Origin of the sequence: Haloferax sp. AB510, from assembly GCF_024136985.1 — an archaeon.
In the GTDB taxonomy this organism is placed as follows: Archaea; Halobacteriota; Halobacteria; order Halobacteriales; family Haloferacaceae; genus Haloferax.
The window spans coordinates 17,851-37,094 of the sequence record NZ_JAMYJY010000003.1 but is presented as its reverse complement, the minus strand read 5'-3'; the positions used below and the strand labels follow the sequence as shown (position 1 = coordinate 37,094).

Annotated in this window: 17 protein-coding genes; 14 read left to right on the top strand and 3 right to left on the bottom strand. The window is 64.4% G+C overall.

Translation table 11 applies throughout. The annotated features are described in order from the left end of the window. Positions 1 to 5 precede the first annotated feature (5 nt). Complete coding sequence (locus tag NKF06_RS00995) at positions 6 to 845, bottom strand: NAD(P)-dependent oxidoreductase (RefSeq protein WP_253244239.1); 840 nt, start codon at positions 843 to 845, stop codon at positions 6 to 8. Positions 846 to 1,071: 226 nt separating this feature from the next. Here NKF06_RS00995 and NKF06_RS00990 point away from each other — a divergent pair, with 226 nt between their 5' ends. The 4 genes from NKF06_RS00990 (at position 1,072) to NKF06_RS00975 (ending at position 6,291) form a co-directional block, all read left to right on the top strand. Continuing rightward, positions 1,072 to 2,010 (top strand): dihydrodipicolinate synthase family protein, encoded by a 939-nt coding sequence (locus NKF06_RS00990; protein WP_082677758.1) that lies wholly within the window; start codon positions 1,072 to 1,074, stop codon positions 2,008 to 2,010. 644 nt (positions 2,011 to 2,654) lie between these two features. Then, positions 2,655 to 3,692, top strand: a complete 1,038-nt coding sequence (locus NKF06_RS00985) for a GDSL-type esterase/lipase family protein (protein WP_058828524.1) — start codon at positions 2,655 to 2,657, stop codon at positions 3,690 to 3,692. Positions 3,693 to 3,790: 98 nt separating this feature from the next. Continuing rightward, positions 3,791 to 4,699, top strand: a complete 909-nt coding sequence (locus tag NKF06_RS00980) for an AEC family transporter (RefSeq protein ID WP_058828523.1) — start codon at positions 3,791 to 3,793, stop codon at positions 4,697 to 4,699. 140 nt (positions 4,700 to 4,839) lie between these two features. Continuing rightward, the gene (locus NKF06_RS00975; RefSeq protein ID WP_253244238.1) at positions 4,840 to 6,291 is read left to right on the top strand and encodes an aldehyde dehydrogenase family protein; all 1,452 of its coding nucleotides are present in this window, start codon (positions 4,840 to 4,842) and stop codon (positions 6,289 to 6,291) included. Between the two features lie 17 nt (positions 6,292 to 6,308). Here the strand turns inward: NKF06_RS00975 and NKF06_RS00970 are convergent, their stop codons facing one another. Continuing rightward, the gene (locus NKF06_RS00970; RefSeq protein ID WP_253244237.1) at positions 6,309 to 7,082 is read right to left on the bottom strand and encodes an IclR family transcriptional regulator; all 774 of its coding nucleotides are present in this window, start codon (positions 7,080 to 7,082) and stop codon (positions 6,309 to 6,311) included. Between the two features lie 188 nt (positions 7,083 to 7,270). Between NKF06_RS00970 and NKF06_RS00965 the strand changes: the two genes are divergently transcribed. Next, positions 7,271 to 8,338: a glycoside hydrolase family 88 protein gene (locus NKF06_RS00965; protein WP_253244236.1), complete on the top strand. Its 1,068-nt coding sequence runs from the start codon at positions 7,271 to 7,273 to the stop codon at positions 8,336 to 8,338. Between the two features lie 102 nt (positions 8,339 to 8,440). Further along, positions 8,441 to 9,538: a Gfo/Idh/MocA family oxidoreductase gene (locus tag NKF06_RS00960; RefSeq protein WP_253244235.1), complete on the top strand. Its 1,098-nt coding sequence runs from the start codon at positions 8,441 to 8,443 to the stop codon at positions 9,536 to 9,538. A gap of 541 nt (positions 9,539 to 10,079) precedes the next feature. On the opposite strand, the gene NKF06_RS00955 is transcribed toward NKF06_RS00960, so the two are convergent. Further along, positions 10,080 to 10,382, bottom strand: coding sequence for an L-rhamnose mutarotase (locus NKF06_RS00955; protein ID WP_004061665.1), 303 nt, complete (start codon positions 10,380 to 10,382; stop codon positions 10,080 to 10,082). A gap of 79 nt (positions 10,383 to 10,461) precedes the next feature. Between NKF06_RS00955 and rhcC the strand changes: the two genes are divergently transcribed. The 8 genes from rhcC to rdfA all read left to right on the top strand — a co-directional run bounded on the left by rhcC (position 10,462) and on the right by rdfA (position 19,188). Further along, on the top strand, positions 10,462 to 11,331 hold the full coding sequence (rhcC, locus tag NKF06_RS00950) for an L-rhamnono-1,4-lactonase (protein WP_253244234.1): 870 nt from the start codon (positions 10,462 to 10,464) through the stop codon (positions 11,329 to 11,331). Between the two features lie 183 nt (positions 11,332 to 11,514). Continuing rightward, positions 11,515 to 12,549 (top strand): 2-keto-3-deoxy-L-rhamnonate dehydrogenase, encoded by a 1,035-nt coding sequence (gene rhcE, locus NKF06_RS00945; RefSeq protein ID WP_058828517.1) that lies wholly within the window; start codon positions 11,515 to 11,517, stop codon positions 12,547 to 12,549. A 188-nt stretch (positions 12,550 to 12,737) separates the two neighbouring features. Then, positions 12,738 to 13,943 carry an L-rhamnonate dehydratase gene (gene rhcD, locus NKF06_RS00940; protein ID WP_253244233.1) on the top strand — a complete coding sequence of 402 codons (1,206 nt, stop codon included), beginning with the start codon at positions 12,738 to 12,740 and terminating at the stop codon, positions 13,941 to 13,943. 2 nt (positions 13,944 to 13,945) lie between these two features. Beyond that, the gene (locus tag NKF06_RS00935) at positions 13,946 to 14,974 is read left to right on the top strand and encodes a TIGR03560 family F420-dependent LLM class oxidoreductase (RefSeq protein ID WP_253244232.1); all 1,029 of its coding nucleotides are present in this window, start codon (positions 13,946 to 13,948) and stop codon (positions 14,972 to 14,974) included. Positions 14,975 to 15,186: 212 nt separating this feature from the next. Next, positions 15,187 to 15,945: an IclR family transcriptional regulator gene (locus tag NKF06_RS00930; protein WP_042662384.1), complete on the top strand. Its 759-nt coding sequence runs from the start codon at positions 15,187 to 15,189 to the stop codon at positions 15,943 to 15,945. Between the two features lie 84 nt (positions 15,946 to 16,029). Beyond that, positions 16,030 to 16,881, top strand: a complete 852-nt coding sequence (rhcF, locus tag NKF06_RS00925; RefSeq protein WP_253244231.1) for a 2,4-diketo-3-deoxy-L-rhamnonate hydrolase — start codon at positions 16,030 to 16,032, stop codon at positions 16,879 to 16,881. Between the two features lie 51 nt (positions 16,882 to 16,932). After that, positions 16,933 to 17,730: an L-rhamnose 1-dehydrogenase gene (gene rhcB / locus NKF06_RS00920; RefSeq protein WP_253244230.1), complete on the top strand. Its 798-nt coding sequence runs from the start codon at positions 16,933 to 16,935 to the stop codon at positions 17,728 to 17,730. A gap of 834 nt (positions 17,731 to 18,564) precedes the next feature. Further along, positions 18,565 to 19,188: a rod-determining factor RdfA gene (gene rdfA / locus NKF06_RS00915; RefSeq protein ID WP_058828512.1), complete on the top strand. Its 624-nt coding sequence runs from the start codon at positions 18,565 to 18,567 to the stop codon at positions 19,186 to 19,188. Positions 19,189 to 19,244: the final 56 nt, after the last annotated feature.

Sequence of the window (19,244 nt, the reverse complement as noted above, 5' to 3'; positions counted from 1 at the left end):
CGGGACTACTCCGGCGGGCTGTCCCACTCCTCGCCGTCGTCCTGCGGGTGGTAGCCGATCTGCGAGCGGGCGTGTTCGAGGTCGTACCACCGGCGCTGGTTGTCGCTCACGCCGCTGAAGATGCCGAACTCGACGTCGTCGTCCTGCAGACAGCAGTCGATTTCGTGGGCGAAGTCGCGGCGGGACTGCCACATCGCCTTCATGCGCCCGACGGTCTCTTCATACTCGGCGCTCCCGCGCTCGAACTCGCCGTTCTCGACGGCCTGCTCGGCGTCGCCATAGGGGTGGTCGTACTCCGGCATCCGGACGCTGCACACCCGGAGGGCGTAGAACTGCTTGGGGTATTCGTAGTTCTCGACGTAGTACCGGCCCATGTCCTCGCCGTAGGCCTTCGACGCGCCGTAGAACGAGTCGGGGCGGACGGGGTCGTCGTGACCGATGACGAGGCCGTGACCCGGTTCGTAAATCTCGGGGGAGAACTCGTCCTCGTAGCCGCCCATGACGTGGTTGGTCGAGAGGAAGACGAACGATTCAATCTCGTTCTCGCGGGCGACTTCGAGCGCGTTGTACATCCCGATGATGTTGGGCTCGAAGATGTCCTCCCACGTGCCGTCGGTGTAGGGGTACGCCGCCATGTGAATCATGGCGTCCTGTCCCTCCGCGGCGTCGTTGAGTGCGTCGTAGTCGGACACGTCACCGACGACGGTGTCGTAGCCGCCGTAGGGGTGGTCGTCGGGTCGGTCGGAGCGGTTGAAGTACGTGAAGTCGTAGGCGTCGTCGTCGTGCAGGTGGTCTATGACTGCGGTGCCGCACCGGCCATAGACGCCGGTCATCAAGACGTCCATACGAATCCACTCTGACCAAATCGTAATAAATTGATGGGTGACCGCGAAATCCGACTTCGCGCCGAGTCCCCGCCCGCGGTGAACCCCCTCCGTGTCGTCCCCGTCGTCCGGTCGCGAAGCCTGACTACTGTGTCCCAATGACGTAACTCACGGGCGATCTCGCCCGCGAACACCGGATTCGGGACTGACGATGGCTTTATCAGGGTTGACCAAGATTGACTCTACCATGCCACTCGCAGACGACCGTGTACGTAGTCGTCTCCGTGGCGTCGCCGTCGGCTTGCTTACGCCGTTCGACGACGACCTGGAGATAGAACACGACAAACTCGAAGCCAACGCGAAGTCGCTTTCCGGCGACGGTATCTCGTCGTTCCTCGCGGCCGCGAACATCAGCGAATATCACTCGCTGTCCCAACAAGAGCGCGTCGACGTGACGGAGACGAGCGTCGAAGCACTCCCCGACAGCGCCTGCGTCCTCGCCGGCGTCGGCGGGTCGACGAAGGCCGCGACCGACCTGATGGAAGCTTACGACCGCATCGGCGTGGACGCGATGATGGTCATGCCGCCGGACCACACCTACGTCCACGAGCGCGGACTACTCCGCTACTACGAGAAACTCGACGCCGCGACCGACACGCCGCTCGTTCCCTACGTCCGCGGCTTCGACCCCTCGGTCTCTTTCCTCCGCGACCTCTCGCGCATCGAGGGCGTCGTCGGCGTCAAGTACGCCATCGAGGACCCGGTCAAACTCGGCTCCGCCGTCGCCGCCGCGGACGACGACGTGGTCTGGGTGGACGGCCTCGCGGAGCCCTTCGCCGTCTCGTTCTGGAACGAGGGTATCGAGGGATTCTCCGCGGGCGTCAGTAACTTCCGCCCGGAAATCGGTCTCGCGCTGTTCGAGGCGCTCTCCGAGGAGAACTGGGCGCTCGCCCGCGAGATTCGCGACCTGACGCTTCCGTTCCAAGACCTCCGCGGCGAGACGGGCCAGGACAACGACCTCCCCGGCGCGATAAGCGTCCCGGTGGTGAAGAAGGGGCTCGAACTGGCCGGCCTGCACGGGGGGAACGTCCGCGAGCCGATCCGCCCGCTGTCGGCCGGCGACGAGCGCCGCGCCGAGGAACTGTACGAGGAACTCGACGACGGCATCGCCCGCGTCATCGACTGAACCGACGACTGCGACCGGAGCACGAACCGACGGCTCCGACCGCACCGACACCGACTGACCACGCTCACCACACCTGTCTGACGCCGCTCGACGACATCCGTCGGAAGCGTCCCACCCATTCTTCGCCGCCTCGCGGTTCCCTCGCTCCGCTGTTGAGACATTTCCACGTCTCACTGATCCGTTCGTGTCTCACCGGACTACCGACCCACAACAATCGCGATACACCCTCACTTCCGGCAGTTGAGCGACTATATCCCCGAGATTGACCGCACGAGATCGGCGTCACACTCCATTTTGTTCGCCGGTGGGGAACGAAGATTCGGCGAATTGTGCCCAATCCTTCACTCTGGATGGGTTTCACGTTCCCCGGTGGCGAACTCGGGAGTTTGAGGCTCTAAGTGGGCTTATGATGGCGTTTAGGTGGTTTGAGGTATTGGTCGGCTGTGCGTCCCACACGGCGAATGCGCGAATTCGGCGCTATAGCCGTCGATACATTACAAACATATGTCTGTAATCTTCCCGCCTCGGGAACCGACGATGCCAATTCGGCGTCAGTCTCCGTCCAGTTTCGTCGCGCCCATCGCCGCGCGTCGGTCGCCGGAGGTAGCGATAAGTAGGTGTGGCGTGTGCGAGACTCACACGGTATGCAGCACGACGATATCCAGCACGACGACATTCAGTTCCACAACGTCAGGGCGCTCCAACGGGTTCGACCCCGTGAGGGTCTTCGATTGCTCCGCGTTCCGGAGGCGGTCAGGAGCGGCCTGAACACCGGCGCGCAGACGCGGATGTCCCACCCGGCGGGGACCGAGATTCGGTTCGTCCCGGAGGCGGAGACGGTCCGCATCACGCTCTCTTCCGAGGAGCGCGACAGCCTCGTTCGTCCGTTCTGGGGGGATTTTCAGGCGACAGGTGAGGAGTTCACGCTCGGGCCGGAACCGAAGACGGTCGAACTGTCTCCTCCGGAGTCGCTTTCCGACCTCGACCCCGACGCCACCGGCGAGATGCGCTACGCGCCCGAGGTGTGCCGACTCATCTTCCCCGGCGACCACCGCGGCGGCCACATCTACTACCACGACGTCGAGGGCGCGCGGCGGCCGCCGACTGCCGACGAAGTTCCCAGTCTCCGATACCTCGCGTACGGCACGTCGATTACGGAGGGAGAGGACCCGTCGGCGGAGATGCTCACGTACGTCAACCAGACGGCCCGGCGGCTCGGCGCGGACCCGATAAACCTCGGCTCCTGCGGGACCGCCTATTGTGACCCCGCGATGGCCGAGCACATCGCCGCCCGCGACGACTGGGACGTGGCGACGCTCTCGCTTTCAGTGAATATGGTCGGTCGGTTCTCGCCCGACGAGTTCCGCGAACGGGCCGCGGACATGGTCGAGACCGTCGCCGCGGCGAACCCGACGAAACCCGTCGCCTGCATCACGCTGTTCCCGCACGTGCGCGAGTACAAGCGTGACCACGAGGAAGCGACGCTCTCCGAGACGTTCCGCGAGCACCTCCGCGACGTGGTCGCCGAGTGCGGCTACGACAACGTCCATCTCGTCGAGGGGCCCGACCTCTTGCCGACCGCCAGCGGGATGACGACCGACCTCGTTCACCCCGGCGACGACGCGATGATTCGCATCGGCGAGCGCCTCGCGCGCGAGCTCGAATCCCTCATGGACGATTAACCGGGATATGCGCGACTCAGGCGCTCTCGTGGTCGAATTACCCGAACGGAATCTCCGCGAGCGTAACACGGAAGGACCCCCCTGTTCGATGGAAGGGTATGACCGTCGCCGCAAATCTGGGCTACATGCTCGGGGTGCTCTGCCTCGGGGCGCTAGCGAAGCGTCTCGGTCTCCTCGACAGTAGCCGTCGCGACAAACTCACGTTCTTCGCGTTCGCCTTCGCGCTCCCCGCGCTCGTGTTCACCTCGACGTACGACCAACCGATTCGCGAGGTCATCGAGCCGACGCTCCTTCTGGGCTTCTGGCTCGTCCTCTTTACGATGCTCGCCGTCGGGTGGGTCGTCCACCGCCGGGTGTCGCCGGACTCGGTTCGCAGCGTCGCCATCGTCCAGTCGTACTACTCTAATCTCGGCTTCCTCGGCCTCCCGCTCGTCAGTTCGACGTTCGGGTCGCTGGCGTCGGCGAAAGCGGCCGTCATCCTCGGCGTCGGCGCGCTCACGCACGTCCCGCTGACCATCACCGTCCTTGTCCTCGTCAACGGCGCTGACGTATCGTTCAGAGAGGAGTTTGTCGGCGTGCTCAAGACGCCGGTCATCCCCGCACTCGTGCTGGGCCTCTCCTTTTCCGGGCTCGGCCTCGGCGTCCCCGGTGTCCTCCTGACGGGCCTCGACGCGCTCGCCTCGCTCGCCCTCCCCGTGGCACTGCTCTCCATCGGCGCGTCGCTCACTATCTCCACTGAGTCGTTCGACTTCCGCACCGTCGGGGCCGTCGTCGGCAGCAAGGTCGTTCTGATGCCGCTCCTCGCTTTCGCCGTGTTCTCGACGTTCGCATCGAGTTGGACGACGGTCCAGGCCGGCGTGACGATGCTCGCGACGCCGACCGCCGTCTCGTCGTTCGTCTACGCGAACGAACTCGGTGGCGACGCCGACCTCGCGTCGATGAACGTGTTCGCCACGACAGCCGTCTCGGTCGCGACGCTCTTCGTCGTCCTTCAGTTCCTGCTCTGAGGCGGTCGCGCCTCGTCGGTATCCTTCTGAACGCTCCAAATTCGCTTCGCTCACGCCTTGCGACGGTCACGAGCGCGCGGTGGGCGTCGCCGCTCGGCATGAGAAGCTTACTTAGTGATGGGTGTGCATGGCTAACTCGTATGTCGAGAACTTACGGTAACTTCATCGACGGCGAATGGACCGACTCCCAGTCGGGAGAGACGTTCGAAGTGACGAACCCCGCGGCGGCCGGCGAAGTCGTCAGCATCCACCCAGCGTCCTCCGAAGCGGACGTCGAGGCGGCGCTTGACGCGGCTGTCGCCGCGCAGGACGAGTGGGCGTCGACACCCGGCCCGTCCCGCGGCGCGATTCTCCGCGAGGCCGGCAACAACCTCGAAGCGCGGAAAGAAGAGGCGACCGAGGTGCTCGTCCGCGAGGAGGGCAAGACGCGCTCCGAGGCGGGCGGCGAGGTACAGCGCGCCATCGACATCTTCCACTACTACGGCGCGAAGGCCCGGGACTTCGGCGGCACCGTCAAGTCCGCCAGCGCCCCCGGGAAGGACCTCTACACGAAGCACGAACCCCTCGGCACGGTCGCGCTCATCACGCCGTGGAACTACCCCATCGCCATTCCGGTCTGGAAGCTCGCCCCGGCGCTCGCCGCCGGCAACACGGTCGTCCTCAAGCCGGCGTCCGAAGCTCCGGGCGTCGTCTCCATTGTCCTCGAATGCCTCGACGACGCGGGCCTCCCGGCCGGCGTGGCGAACACCATCACCGGCTCCGGCAGCGAGGTCGGCGGCCCGCTCATCGAGAGCGAGCGCATCGACGGCGTCTCCTTCACCGGCAGCACCGCCGTGGGGACGATGGTCGCCGAGACGGCCGCGGTCGACCTCAAGCGCGTCCAGTGTGAGATGGGCGGGAAGAACCCGACCGTCGTGATGCCCAGCGCGGACATCGAAGACGCCGCCGAGACCGTCGGCGTCGGCGCGTTCGGCACGACCGGCCAGTCGTGTACGGCCACCTCGCGCGCCATCGTCCACGAGGACGTGTACGACGAGTTCGTCGCGGCCATCTCCGACTACGCCGAGTCGCTCGTCGTCGGCGACGGGCTCGACGACCCCGACATGGGCCCGCACGTCTCCGAGAACGAACTGTCCTCGACGCTCGAATACATCGACATCGGCGCTTCGGAGGGTGCGACGCTCGAAGCCGGCGGCAGCCGGCTCTCTGGCGACGACTACGACGACGGCTACTTCGTCGAGCCGACGGTGTTCTCCGGCGTCGAAAACGACGCTCGCATCGCCCAAGAGGAGATTTTCGGACCCGTGCTGGCGGTCGTCAAGGCTGACTCCTTCGAGGACGCGCTCGACCTCGCCAACGATGTTGACTATGGCCTGTCGGCCAGCATCGTCACGCAGGACCTCAGCGAAGGCAAGCGCTTCGTCAACGAGGTCGAAGCGGGCGTCGCGAAGATCAACGAGAAGACGACCGGTCTCGAACTCCACGTCCCCTTCGGCGGCTACAAGGACTCGTCCACCAACACGTACCGCGAGCAGGGCGACGCCGGCCTCGACTTCTTCTCGTCGGTGAAGACCATCTACGAGAACTACTGAGCCGCGGGCCCGCGCGCTCAGGAGAACTTCGTGTTCAGTTCGATGACGTTCGCGGCGCTCCGGACGTAGTCCGCGAGTTCGCCGTGCAGGCGGTCCTCGGTAAACCGGCTCGACGGGCCGGTGATGCTGATCGCGCCGAGGATTGTCTCGTCGTTCTTGACCGGTGCGGAGACGCAGCGCAGGCCGTTGATGTTCTCCTCGTCGTCGATGCCGTACCCTTGCTCGCGGATGGTCTCGAGTTCCTCGAACAGCTCTTCGGGTCCGGTGATGGTGTTCGCCGTCTTGGGTTCGTACTCCATCGCCGCCGCGATTTCCTCGATGCGCTCGGGAGGGAGGTACGCGAGAATCGTCTTGCCGAGCGACGTGGAGTACATCGGCTGTTGGGTTCCCACCCTCGACAGCGTCTCGACGGCGTGTTCGCCCTGCGCCTTGTGGAGGTACGAGACCATCCCGTACTCCTCGACGCCGAACTGGACGATTTCGCCCGTCTCCTCGGCCAGCGAGTCGACCTCCTTTTGGACGATGTCGAAGTTGCCTATCTGGTCGCGGACGTGTGAGGCGACGTTGAGGAAGCGCAGACCGAGACGGTAGCCGTCGCCTTCGCGCACGATGATTCGCCGCTCTTCGAGCGTTCGGAGGTGGCTGTGGACCGTGCTCTTCGAGTGGCCGAGCTCGTCGGCGATTCGCGTCACCCCGATGCCCGCCTCCTCCTGCAGGAGGTCGATGATATTGAACGCTATCTGGACCGAGCGGATTGTTCGGCCGGGGCGTTTGTTCGGTTGGGGGCTCATGGTGTGACAGTCGAACCCGAGCCGTATATATTTGTTCCCGCCTGGGGAACGTGTCCGTTGCGACGAACGAGCGCTCCTCGGTTTCGGACTGACTGCCCGACCGGCGCGCACGGCCGCCGTCAGGTGCTGGCGCGACGCCATGGGATACATTTTTCATCCTCGCACGTATTCGTGTGGGTACTGTACTCATGCCAACAGACGAGCCTACACCAGTCCAGCGCGCCGCGTCGTATCTCCGGTCGTTGGACATCGACGGACAGTCGTGGATTGCCGGCGTCGCCATCAACGGCCTGCTCGCCGAGGGTGGAGACGAGTCGGTCGAGCGCGCGAAGCACTTCGTCGACACCGCGGTGGCGACCCAGAACGACGCCGGGCAGTTGAGTTACGGCCCGAGCTACCCGATTGAGGTTTTCAGCCACGGCCGCGAGTACGAGGCGAGCTGGGAGCTGACCGTCAAGAAGTGCATGAACACGAACAACAGCACCGCCATCGGCCACGGCGTCCTCGACTTCTACGACAGCACGGGCGAGGACCGCTACCTCGAGGCGGCCGAGCGCGCTTACGAGTCGCTTCTGTCCTTCGAGCGGACCGAAGACGGCGGCATCCCCCACCACGACCCCGAACTCGCGGGCATCAAGTCGCTGTGGATCGACTCCGTCTACATGATGTGCCCGTTCCTCGCCCGCTACGGCGCGGCCGCGGGCGACGACGACGCCTTCGACGAGGCGGTCGACCAGATCCTGATTCACGCCGCGCACCTCCGCGACGGCCACACGGGCCTGTTCCGTCACATCTGGGTCGAACAGCCGAACCACTACCCGCAGGGCGCGTTCTGGGCCCGCGGCAACGGCTGGGCTGCCGCCGCGTCGGCTGACGTGCTCGAACGGCTCCCCGAGGACCACCCGAAGCGCGACGACCTCATCGACCTGTTCCGGTCGCACTGCGAGGCGCTCCTCCCGCTGCAGGACGGCAGCGGCTTCTGGCACAACCTCGTCGACGACCCGCACACGCCGCTGGAGTCGTCGGGGACGCTCATGTTCGCCTACGCGTTCGCCCGCGGCATCGACCTCGGAATCCTCGACGAGGAGACCTACCGCCAACCCGCCGAAGACGGACTCGCGGCCGTCTCCCGCGTCGTCGGCGAGGACGGCGCAGTCAACCGCGTCGCCGGGCCGCCGGGCGGTCCCGAAGCACCCCTGACGGACACGCCCTACGGGCAGGGTTGGTTCCTCATGGCCGCGGCCGCGCTCGACTGAACCTCTCGACCCCCGGTATCCTTCTCGGCGCTTTCGGAGCCGGCACCACAGTTATGCGCTCCGGCGAACATTGACGAACGAACGCGAGCGACAGAAGACACCATGACCTACCACGCAGGCATCATCGGCACGGGCGGCATCGCAGGGATGGGCATCCTCGGCATGCACGACGAGGAGGCCATCGGCAGAGAGAAAATCGACGCGAGTCACGCGGGTGGCTACGCCGCGACCGACGACATCGAACTCGTCGCCGTCGCCGACGTGGACGAGTCGAAACTGGACACCTTCGGCGAGGCGTGGGACATCCCCGCGGACCGCCGGTACGTCGGCCACGAGGCGATGCTCGAAGCCGAGGACCTCGATGTCGTGTCGGTCTGCACGCCGTCGTTCCTCCACCGCGACCACGTCGTCGACGCCGCGCGCTCCGCCGCCGACCCCTCGGTCATCTGGTGCGAGAAACCCATCGCGTCGTCCGTCAGCGACGCCGAGGAGATGGTTGCCGTCTGCGACGAGACCGAGACGGAACTCGTCATCAACCACTCCTTTCGGTTCACGGACAAGCTTCGACGACTCCGCGACCTCGTCCGCGAGGACGGCATCCTCGGCGACGTGAAGTCCGTGAGCGCGCAGTACCGGATGGAACTCATGCGGAACTCCACGCACGTCCTCGACACGCTCGTCTACCTCCTCGACGCGCGGGCGTCGCGGGTGAGCGGGCACATCACCGGCGAGAACGAGGCGCTCGACGCGCTGGACGCCACGGAGTCGGTCGTCGACGCCGGCGGCGGCGGGCACGTCGTCATGGACGACGGCACGTTCGTCACCGTGGACTGCACGATTCCGCGCGACATCTCGTCGATGACGCTGAGCTTCATCGGCACCGAGGGCAAGCTCTACATGAACAACGACGACGGCGAGTGGCGCTACTGGTCGCTCGAAGACGGCGAACACGTCGAGCGACCGCTCCCCGGCATCGAGGGCGCGTGGACGTGGGAATCGGACTACAAGGGGTCGTTCGCCAACGCGGCGGCCCACGTGCAGGACCTCCTCGACGGGACGACGGAGAACTACTCGCCCGGCGTCGCGGCGACCCGTTCGCTCGAAATCATCGTCGGGTTCTACCTCTCGCACTACACCGATTCGACGGTCGATATCCCGCTTCCGGGACCGCTCCGTGAGGTTCCAATCACGTCGTGGTGAGCCGCAGTCGGTCGACCAGTCGCTCACGCCGGAAAGGCATCCGGCATGGCCGGACGGTCTTCTGACACCGGTTCCAGAACTGAATCGACTGGATACGGCGCGTAGAGGCCTAAATGGTGCAGTACCGTGTTTTTCATTGCCCTCTCCCGCGGTGGTCGTTCAGTCCGGCCGGTCGAAGCTGCGCTCCGAGATATATCCGTGGCACTCCGCGTAGAAACAATTTCAAATTACAAATATATGGATGTAATGATTGGGGCCGTACAACCCGCTTAGACGGCAATCGCGTACATCGAGTCGTCGTACTACTCTGTTAGCGGGTGACGCTCGACGGTCGACTCGGGCCGTACCGAGTTTCCGCCAGTGGCGGATGAGTATCCGGATGGACCGGAGTGAACGATTTCGCCGAGATGCGGCTATTTGTGCGCCGCTACCTCGCGGTAACTGCGAGATTGGGGTAATTCGTCCAGCTGTATTCTCGGTGAGAAATTCGTTGTGGATGGCGGATCCTCCGCCATGGCCGGATATTCTTCGCCCTCGAACGTCAGACCATCCGGTAGACTTCGTCCATCCAACTGTCGTCGGTCTCGACGGTGATGCCGCTCATGACCTCCGCCCAGTCGGCTTGCGCCTCGCTGTTGTCCATTACCTCTTGGATGGCTTCCGGGTCGTCGACTTCCATGAAGCCGAAGACGTGGCCGTCCTTCTCGAAGACGCTGTAGGTCTGTAGTCCGGCGTCGGAGTCCAAGTAGGCCGATTCGAGCGCCTCGGGGACGTTCTCGTGTTTCGTTCGGTACTCCTCTCGCTTGCCGTCTTTAATCTCCAGGTGGAACGCGATTCGCGCCATACGCCCTTCGATTCGGTGGCACCCGTCTTAGCTTTTCGGCGGGTAAGATTTAGTACGGGAACGCCCGTCGTCCACTGTAATGATAGATACCCATACCCACGCGTGGGGTGCGGCGAGTCCGGAACACCCGTGGACCAACGGCCCCATCTTGGACCTCGTGGACAGCTTCGACGTACACACCGTCTACACCGCCGAACGCCTGCTCGCCGATATGGACCGAAACGGCGTGGACGAGGCCGTCGTCGTGGGCTACCCTATCTGCGACTGGACGGACAACTGGTACACCCGACGGGTCGCCGCGGAGTACGACCGACTCCACGGCATCGTGATGCTCGACCCGTTCGCCGACGACGCCGTCGACCGCCTCGACCGCTGCATGGAGACCGACGGCGTCTTCGGCTTCCGACTCGGCGCGGCCTGCCCGTACGACCGGATGTGGGAGACGTTCGACCCGAGCGTGACGTGGCTCCGAGAGAGCGTCGAGGAGACCGCCTTTTGGGAGGCCGCGGTCGAACACGACGCTACGGTTCAGATTCTCTGCGACCACGGCCAGCTCGACCAGGCGCTCGAACTCGTCGAGTCGTATCCCGAACTCACCTACCTGTTCGACCACTTCGCTCACGCGGGCCCGGAGACGCCCACCGACGAGGGCACGTTCAGCCGGTTCGCCGACCTCGCGGAACACGACTCGGTCGCGGTGAAGGTCTCGGAAATCGTCCACATGTCCGACTCGGCGTTCCCCTACGCCGACATGCACGACCACGTCCGGTGGCTCCTCGACACCTTCGGTCGCGAGCGGGTCGTCTGGGGCTCCGACTACCCCAACGTCAGCGACGTTGCCAGCTACGCGGAGGCGTGCAACTGGCTCAAACAGGTCGATTCGCTGTCGAAGACCGACCGGTCGTGGCTGACCGGGAAGTCGTTCCGGCGGCACGTCGACCTCGGGTGAGCCGTCGTCTTACTGTTCGTGATGGCGGACACAAGGCATGTCGCCGGATATAGCCAACAGCTTGCCCGGTGTAGCCGCGGCTGCAGCCGCGCTACGGCCGAAATTCTCCACCCGCACCCAAACATATTAATCGGTGTGTTCACATGGTGTAAACGAGACGATCCCACACGGTCATTTGCAACTATGAAAGCCATTATTCAGACCGGGCCGCGCTCGGTAGAGACACAAGAGCGGGAGGTTCCCACTCCCAGTGCAGACGAACTGCTCATCAAGGTCCACACCGCGGGTCTCTGCGGTAGCGACGCCCACGCCTACAAGTACGACGGCGGCTACGAGTGGATTCCCATCCCGCGCATCATGGGCCACGAGTACTCCGGGACGGTCACGGAAGTCGGCGAGAACGTCGAGACGTTCGAGGTCGGCGACAAGGTCGTCGAGGAGCCGATTCACGACTGCGGCCACTGTTTCCAGTGTCAGAACGGCCAGCCCAACGTCTGCCAGAACTTCTCTATTACGGGCATGCACCGCGACGGCGCGTACACGGAGTACGTCACCGTCACGCCCGAACACGTCCACGCGGTGCCCGAGGGCGTTCCCCTCCGGCACGCCGCCATCACCGAGCCAACGAGCATCGCCACGCGCGCGGTCCTCGACCAGTCGGTGACGACGCCCGGCGACAACGTCCTCGTCGAAGGGCCGGGCCCCATCGGCATGCTCGTCGCCGCCGTCGCCGACTCCCTCGGCGCGAACGTCGTCGTCTCCGGCCTCGGACAGGACGCGGCGTATCGCCTCCCGCTACTCGAAGACCTCGGCATCGACACGGTGAACCTCCAGGAGGAAGGCGGCCTCGACGAGCGGGTCGAGAGCCAGACCGACGGCATCGGCTTCGACGTGGTCTTCGACGCGACGGGCCACCACAGCGGCGTCGTCTCTGGGAACGACGTGGTCCGCAAGGGCGGCCAAATCGTCGTCGTCGGCATCCCAAACTCGCCGAGCGAACTCAGCCTCACCTCGACTGTCCGCGGTGAAATCGACATCAACACCTCCTACGGCTCGACGTGGACCAACTTCGAGCAGGCGCTCCGCCTGATGGAGCGCGGCGAAATCGCGGTCGACAAGATTCTCGACACCTCCTACAGCGTCGATGAGCCGGCCGAGGCGTTCGAGGCCTTCCTTGACTCCGAGACCTGCAAGCCGGTCTTCCAGTTCGACGGCTGAAACGACGCGAAAGAGGCACCCCACCGAGGCGTCGCCGTCTCATCACCGACCGATTCGAGGCTTCTTTGACCGACTGACGGCGGGGCCGACCGACTGACGAAACAGCGACCTCTCCGGGCTATGGGTCGCTCAACGACAGAAACTATTTTACCCGTGCCGATTGGATGTGAGGTCGTACCAAACAAATCATGGAGATTACAGACATCTCAGCGACGAAAATCAGCAACGAGTCGTGGGGCGAGTTCATCGAATTCCCGCTCGTCACCATCATGTCGAAGTACGACGAGTACCGCAACGTCGACGGGGAGAACCCGCAGGCCCGCCGCAAGTGGATGGGCCCCGTGGGCGACGTGGTCGTCGAGGTCGAGACGGACGCGGGCATCACCGGCGTCGGCGTCGGTAACTGGGGCACGGGTGCCATCGCCACCGTCGTCGAGGAGACGCTCTCGAAAATCGTCGTTGGCGAGGACCCGATGCAGCGCGAACTGCTCTGGGAGCAGATGTACCGCGCCACGCTGCCGTTCGGCCGGAAGGGCGTCGCGGTCATGGCCATCAGCGCGGTCGACCAGGCGCTGTGGGACATCGCCGGGAAGGACGCCGGCAAGCCGGTGTACGAACTGCTCGGCGGTCCCACCAAAGACGAGATTCCCGCCTACGCGTCGAACCTCCACCCCGTCGACATGGAGAAACTCGAGCGCGAGGCCATCCAGTACGTCGAGGAGGGCTTCGACGCGATGAAGCTCCGCTTCCTCCACGGCCCCGAGGACGGCCGCGCGGGCATGAAGAAGAACGAGGAAATCGTCGCGACCGTCCGCGACGCCGTCGGCGACGACATCGAAATCGCGGGCGACGCCTACATGGGCTGGTCGGTCAAGTACGCCAAGGAGATGACCCAGCGCCTCGGCAAGTACGACATGGCGTGGGTCGAGGAGCCGGTTATCGCCGACGACATCTCCGGCTACGCCGAGGTCCGCGAGGCCGCCCCGATGCCGATTTCGGGCGGCGAACACGAGTTCACCCGCTGGGGCCACGAGGACCTCCTCGAAGAAGGTGCGGTCGACATCCTCCAGCCCGACGTGGGCCGCGTCGGCGGCATCACGGAACTCCAGAAGGTCGCCGACATGGCCGAAGTCCACGACGTGCCCGTCATCCCGCACGCCGGCACGAACCCGACGCTCCACGCCATCGCCGGCCACACGAACATGCCGATGGCGGAGTACTTCCCGACGCCCGAGTGGTTCGAGGAGCGCCAGGAGAAACGCGAGTCGACCTACGCCGACGCCATCTTCCAGAACCCGCCGTCGCCGGAAAACGGGTCGATTCCGCTCCCTGACGAACCCGGCGTCAGCACGCAACTGAACCGCGAGGCGCTCGAACACTTCGCCATCGAGTAACGATGTCTGACATCAGTTTCGAGTACAACGTCCCCGTCTTCGCCGGCGCGCCCGACGAGGGGACCGAGCCGACGCACCGCGACACGCCGCAGTACGAGTCGCTCGACTGGGAGACGACCAAGATGGGCGTCCAGAAGGCGGAGGAACTCGGCTTCGACGCGGCGTGGGCACCCGACCACCTGCTGTTGGGCCGCGACCACGCCGAGTACGAGTGCTGGACGCTGCTGTCGGCCATCGCCGGTTTCACCGAGGACATCAACCTCGGCTCGCTCGTCCTCTGTAACGACTACCGCAACCCGGCGCTCGTCGCCAAGATGGCGGCCACGCTCGACGTGATTTCCGACGGGCGGCTGGAACTCGGCCTCGGCGCAGGCTGGCACGAGCCGGAGTACGACGCCTACGGCTGGGAGTACCGCGACGGCTTCGAGCGCCTGATGCGCCTCGACGAGTCCATTCGCCTCATGAAGCGCATGTGGGCCGCCGGCAGCGACGGCGCGAGCTTCGACGGGAAGCACTACCAAATCGAGGACGCCTACTGCGTGCCGGGCCCCGTTCAGGACCCGCACCCGCCGATTCTCGTCGGCGGACAGGGCGAGGAGGTCACGCTCAAACTCGTCGCCAAGCACGCCGACGTGTGGAATACCGACGTGTTCAACGGCGACGTGGAGACGCTCGAGCACAAAATCAGCGTCATCGAAGACCACTGCGAGACCGTCGGCCGCGACCCCGACGAAATCGAGTACTCGTGGGACGGGCACGTCATCTGCACGCGCGACGAGGAGAAGTTCGACCGCCTGCTCGACCTGATGACGCCCATCCAGTTCGAAGAGGAGTACCAGGACCAAGCGCCCATCGTGACGGAGGAAGACGCCCGCGAGTACTTCATCATGGGGACGCCCGAGGAGTGCGCGGAAGCTATCGAGCGCCGCATCGACGCGGGCGTGACGAAGTTCCAGGGCTGGTTCATCGACTTCCCCGACACCGACGGCATGGAACTGTTCGCGGACGAAGTCATCCCGCAGTTTAGCTGAGACGTCCCACAGGTCGAGCGTGCCGCGCTCGGTCGCCTCGGGTACTCGCTTTCTTTCTTGCTATCTTCGCGTCATTCGTCTACCTGAATAGCCACAATATCTGAATTATCTAGATTATTTAAATTTCTCACACGGAGTTCATCGCTCGTGACACCTCCTCATTTCCGGCCATAGCGGAAAGACATTTGAGGGATGAGGATTCATAACCAACTATGGCGAAGGACGTTCCGGTCAACGCGGTCAAAATCTCGCTCGAACTCGTCGATCTCCTGCGGGAGCTCGACGGGGCGGGCGTCTCGGAGGTAGCCAAGCAACTGGACAAGCCGACCAGCACGATTCACGACCATCTGCGGACGCTGGAGCAACAGGAGTACCTCGTCAAGGAGGGCGACACCTACTACGTCAGCACGCGGTTCCTCCAGTTAGGCGCTCACGCGCGGTCTCGCCAGAAGGTGTTCAAAATCGCGCGTCCCGAGATAAACGAGCTCGCGCAGGTGACCGGCGAGCACGCGAACCTGATGATAGAGGAACACGGCGTCGGCGTCTTCCTGTACCGGTCGCGGGGCCCCGACGCCGTCCGGCTGGACACCCACTCGGGGATGCGTGTCCCGCTGCAGACGACGGCCCTCGGGAAGTCAATCATGGCGAACCGGCCGCGAGAGGAAGTCGAGCGAATTCTCGACCGCCACGGGTTAGAGGCGGTGACGGACCGCTCTATCACGGACCGCGAGGAACTGTTCGACGTGTTGGAGCAGGTCCGCGAGCGCGGCTACTCGTACGACGACGAAGAGCGCGTCAAGGGCATGCGCTGTGTGGCCGCGCCGATACTCAACGAGGACGACTACGCCATCGCCGCCGTGAGCGTCTCGGGGCCGAAAAGCCGGATGCGCGAGGAGCGCTTTACCGAGGAACTGCCGAACCAGATTCTCAAGAGCGCGAACGTCATCGAAGTGAACCTGACGTACTCGTAGTCGGCGGACCGCGGACCCACCTCGACCGTCGCAATGCTGCGTAGAGCGCAACAGTTAGGTATCACGGTGTGGCAGAGTGTAACGATGCAACTCGTTCGATACACCGCGGGCGGTGCCCCCGAATGGGGCGTCCGCCGCGACGACGACGTCGTCCCGCTCTCCGGTCTCCGCGAAGACGTCACCGTCCAGAACCTGAACAGCCCCGGCTTCCTCACCGTCGTCGAGGACGCCGCAGACGCCGCCGAGGATCAGTCGGTCCTCGTCGAGGACGTGAAGCTCCTCGCGCCCGTGCCGCGCCCCGGAAAAATCGTCTGCGTCGGACTCAACTACCACGACCACGCCGAAGAACAGGACGAAGAGGTGCCCGAACGTCCGCTCCTGTTCGGGAAGGCCGGCACGTCCGTCACGAACCCCGGCGACCCCATCGTCCACCCGTCGGCCATCGACGAGGTCGACTACGAGGTCGAACTCGGCGTCGTCATCGGCCAGACGGCCAAGAACGTCGACGCCGAGGACGCCTTCGACTACGTCGCGGGCTACACGGCCATCAACGACGTGAGCGGCCGCGACGCCCAGTTCGACGACGGCCAGTTCTTCCGCGGCAAGAGCTACGACACGTTCGCCCCGATGGGGCCGACGTTCGTCCCCGAGGGCGACCTCGACCCGCACAACCTCGACGTCGCCTGCCGCGTCAACGGCGAGACGAAACAGGAGTCCAACACCTCCGAGTTCATCTTCGGCGTCGACGAGGTCGTCGAGTACATCAGTAACATCACGACACTCCGACCCGGTGACGTTATCTCCACCGGCACGCCCGGCGGTGTCGGCATCTTCCGCGACCCGCCGGAACTGCTCGCGCCGGGCGACAGCGTCGACGTGGAAATCGAGGGCATCGGCACGCTCACCAACCCCGTCGTCGCCGAGCGCGACGAGTAACCGGCCGGCGTACAGCGCAATTATTTATACGATATCCCGGTACTACCGACTATGAGCACGCACACAGACACCCGACTGAGAGACAGGCATATCGTCGTCACCGGCGGTGCGCGCGGCATCGGCCGCGGCATTGCGGTCCGCTGCGCCCGCGCCGGAGCTGACGTATCGATTTTCGACACGAAGCCCGAGGTGGCCGCGGAGACGGCCGAACTCGTTCGCGAGGAGGGCGGCGAGGCCGAGGTGTACGAGGTCGACGTGACCGACGCCGAGGGCGTCGAAACCGCCGTTGACGCCGCGGTCGAGTCGCTCGGCGACATCCACGGCCTCGTGAACAACGCGGGCGTTCAGCAGGCCATCCCGCTTCTCGAAACGACCGAAGACGACTGGGACCTCCACTTCGAAGTGAACGCCAAGGGGACGTTCCTCGTCTCCAAGGCCGTCGCCGCCCGGATGGTCGACCGCGAAACCGAGGGGAGCATCGTCAACATCTCGTCGGTCGGCGCGGAGCGACCGTTCGCCGGACAGGGTGCGTACGGCGCGTCCAAGGCGGCCGTTCTCGCCTTCACGACCGTGCTGGCGAAGGAACTGAGCGACCACGGCATCACCGTCAACGCGCTCAAGCCCGGCACCGTCGAGACGCCGATGGTCGAGGCGTGGCTCGACGAACACGCCGAGCAGTCGGGCAAGTCGCCGGACGAAATCCTCGCGGAGACGCTCGACGTGCACATCCTCGACCGAATCGGTCAACCCGAGGAAGTCGGTCACGTCGCGGTCCTCCTGCTCTCCGAGGAGGGCGACTGGATAACCGGCGAGTCCATCGCCGTCGACGGCGGCTACCTCAAGCAATAGCGCCTCTTTCGACGGGCTTCGAGGCGTTTCACCACCACCGCCGGCGTCTCGTTTTATTCGATTCGATACGTCCACTTCGTCGACTGCTGTCCGGAGACACTGATACGGCTGAAATCGACACTTTAGGATTCAATACGTCGGTTTCGCATCGGTGCTCACGACGAACGATTCTCGTCCGGCATCGTCGGACGTATTTTGCGTCGTATCTCGGCAGTCAGTTGGTCCGGAGACCCGACGCGAACTGACGCGACGGCGCTGAACCGGGGTGCCCGAGACGCCCATGATGGGGCCGTCTCGACCCGCGTCGCGGAATGTCGCCAATGCCCGGCGGCTCCTGGTCGCCTTCGAGCATCGGCGTCGAACCGGCGGCTTCGGGCGTGATTCACACGCTACTCACAACGGTTGCCAAGTACATAATTATTATATGGGTGTGATTCGTAGTAGCACATGGTCGGAGCAATCTGACCCATGTGTGATCAGCATCTCGTGCGACCAGCACGATAGCCATCAGTACGTCAGTCATACTGTACGCGCGGTAGCCCCCACCGAGTACGCCTGCCCAACTGGTACTCATGAACGCGTGGGATGGCTACCTCTCGAGCACAACGTCCCATTGATGCTCCATTTTTCGGCCGTCTCCCGTTGTTACGTAGCGTCTGCGTTCTCGACTCCAGCTCCGCGTTACTACTCGGTCTCCGCGTGAGTTACCGAACTCCATATCATCCGACATTGCCGGATAGTAACGGTTCGATTCCGACGAACGCGCCTCGCCGAGTGTGACGAATCGCTCTCCAAACCTGAAGATATTTTACGTTACCGTGTGAATCACGGGTAATGGGTACCGATCAAAGCACGAACCGTCGCCTAAGCAAGGTAGAACGGGTCATCGAAACGTACGACTTGGACGGATTCGGCGAGCAGCTCGCCGACCGCTGGACGGCTCCTGAGGACAGCGACAGCCTCCGTGACCTCGCGGACCTGATGAACGAGAAGGTGCTCGACGCCGCGCTCCGCGAGGCGGGTGAGGACGTTCTCGAAGGTGAGGTGGAGAACCTGTACACGCTCCTCACCGGGGACGAGACCACGGAGGGGATGCGCGTTCAGGCGAAAAACACGCTCCAATCCCGCGGCGTCGATGTCGACCAACTGCTCTCCGATTTCGTCTCTCACCAGGCGGTCTACACCTATTTGACGGAGATTCGCGGCGTCTCGAAAGAGTCCTCGTCCGGGAACAGAGTCGACAACGTCGTCGAGTCCATCCAGCGGCTCCGCGGCCGACTGGTCGCGGTCATCGAACAGAGCCTGAGCTCGCTCCGTAACACGAGCAAGCTCCGGCTCGGCGACTTCGACGTCCTCGTGGACACGCAGGTGTACTGCCGCGACTGCGGGACGCAGTACGAGGTCGTCGAACTGCTCCGGCGGGGAGGGTGCGACTGCGACGAGGACGCGTCGAACTAGGCGTTACATAATTAGTTCCGTCACATTCTCCTTGATTCAACGGATGATTTTATATT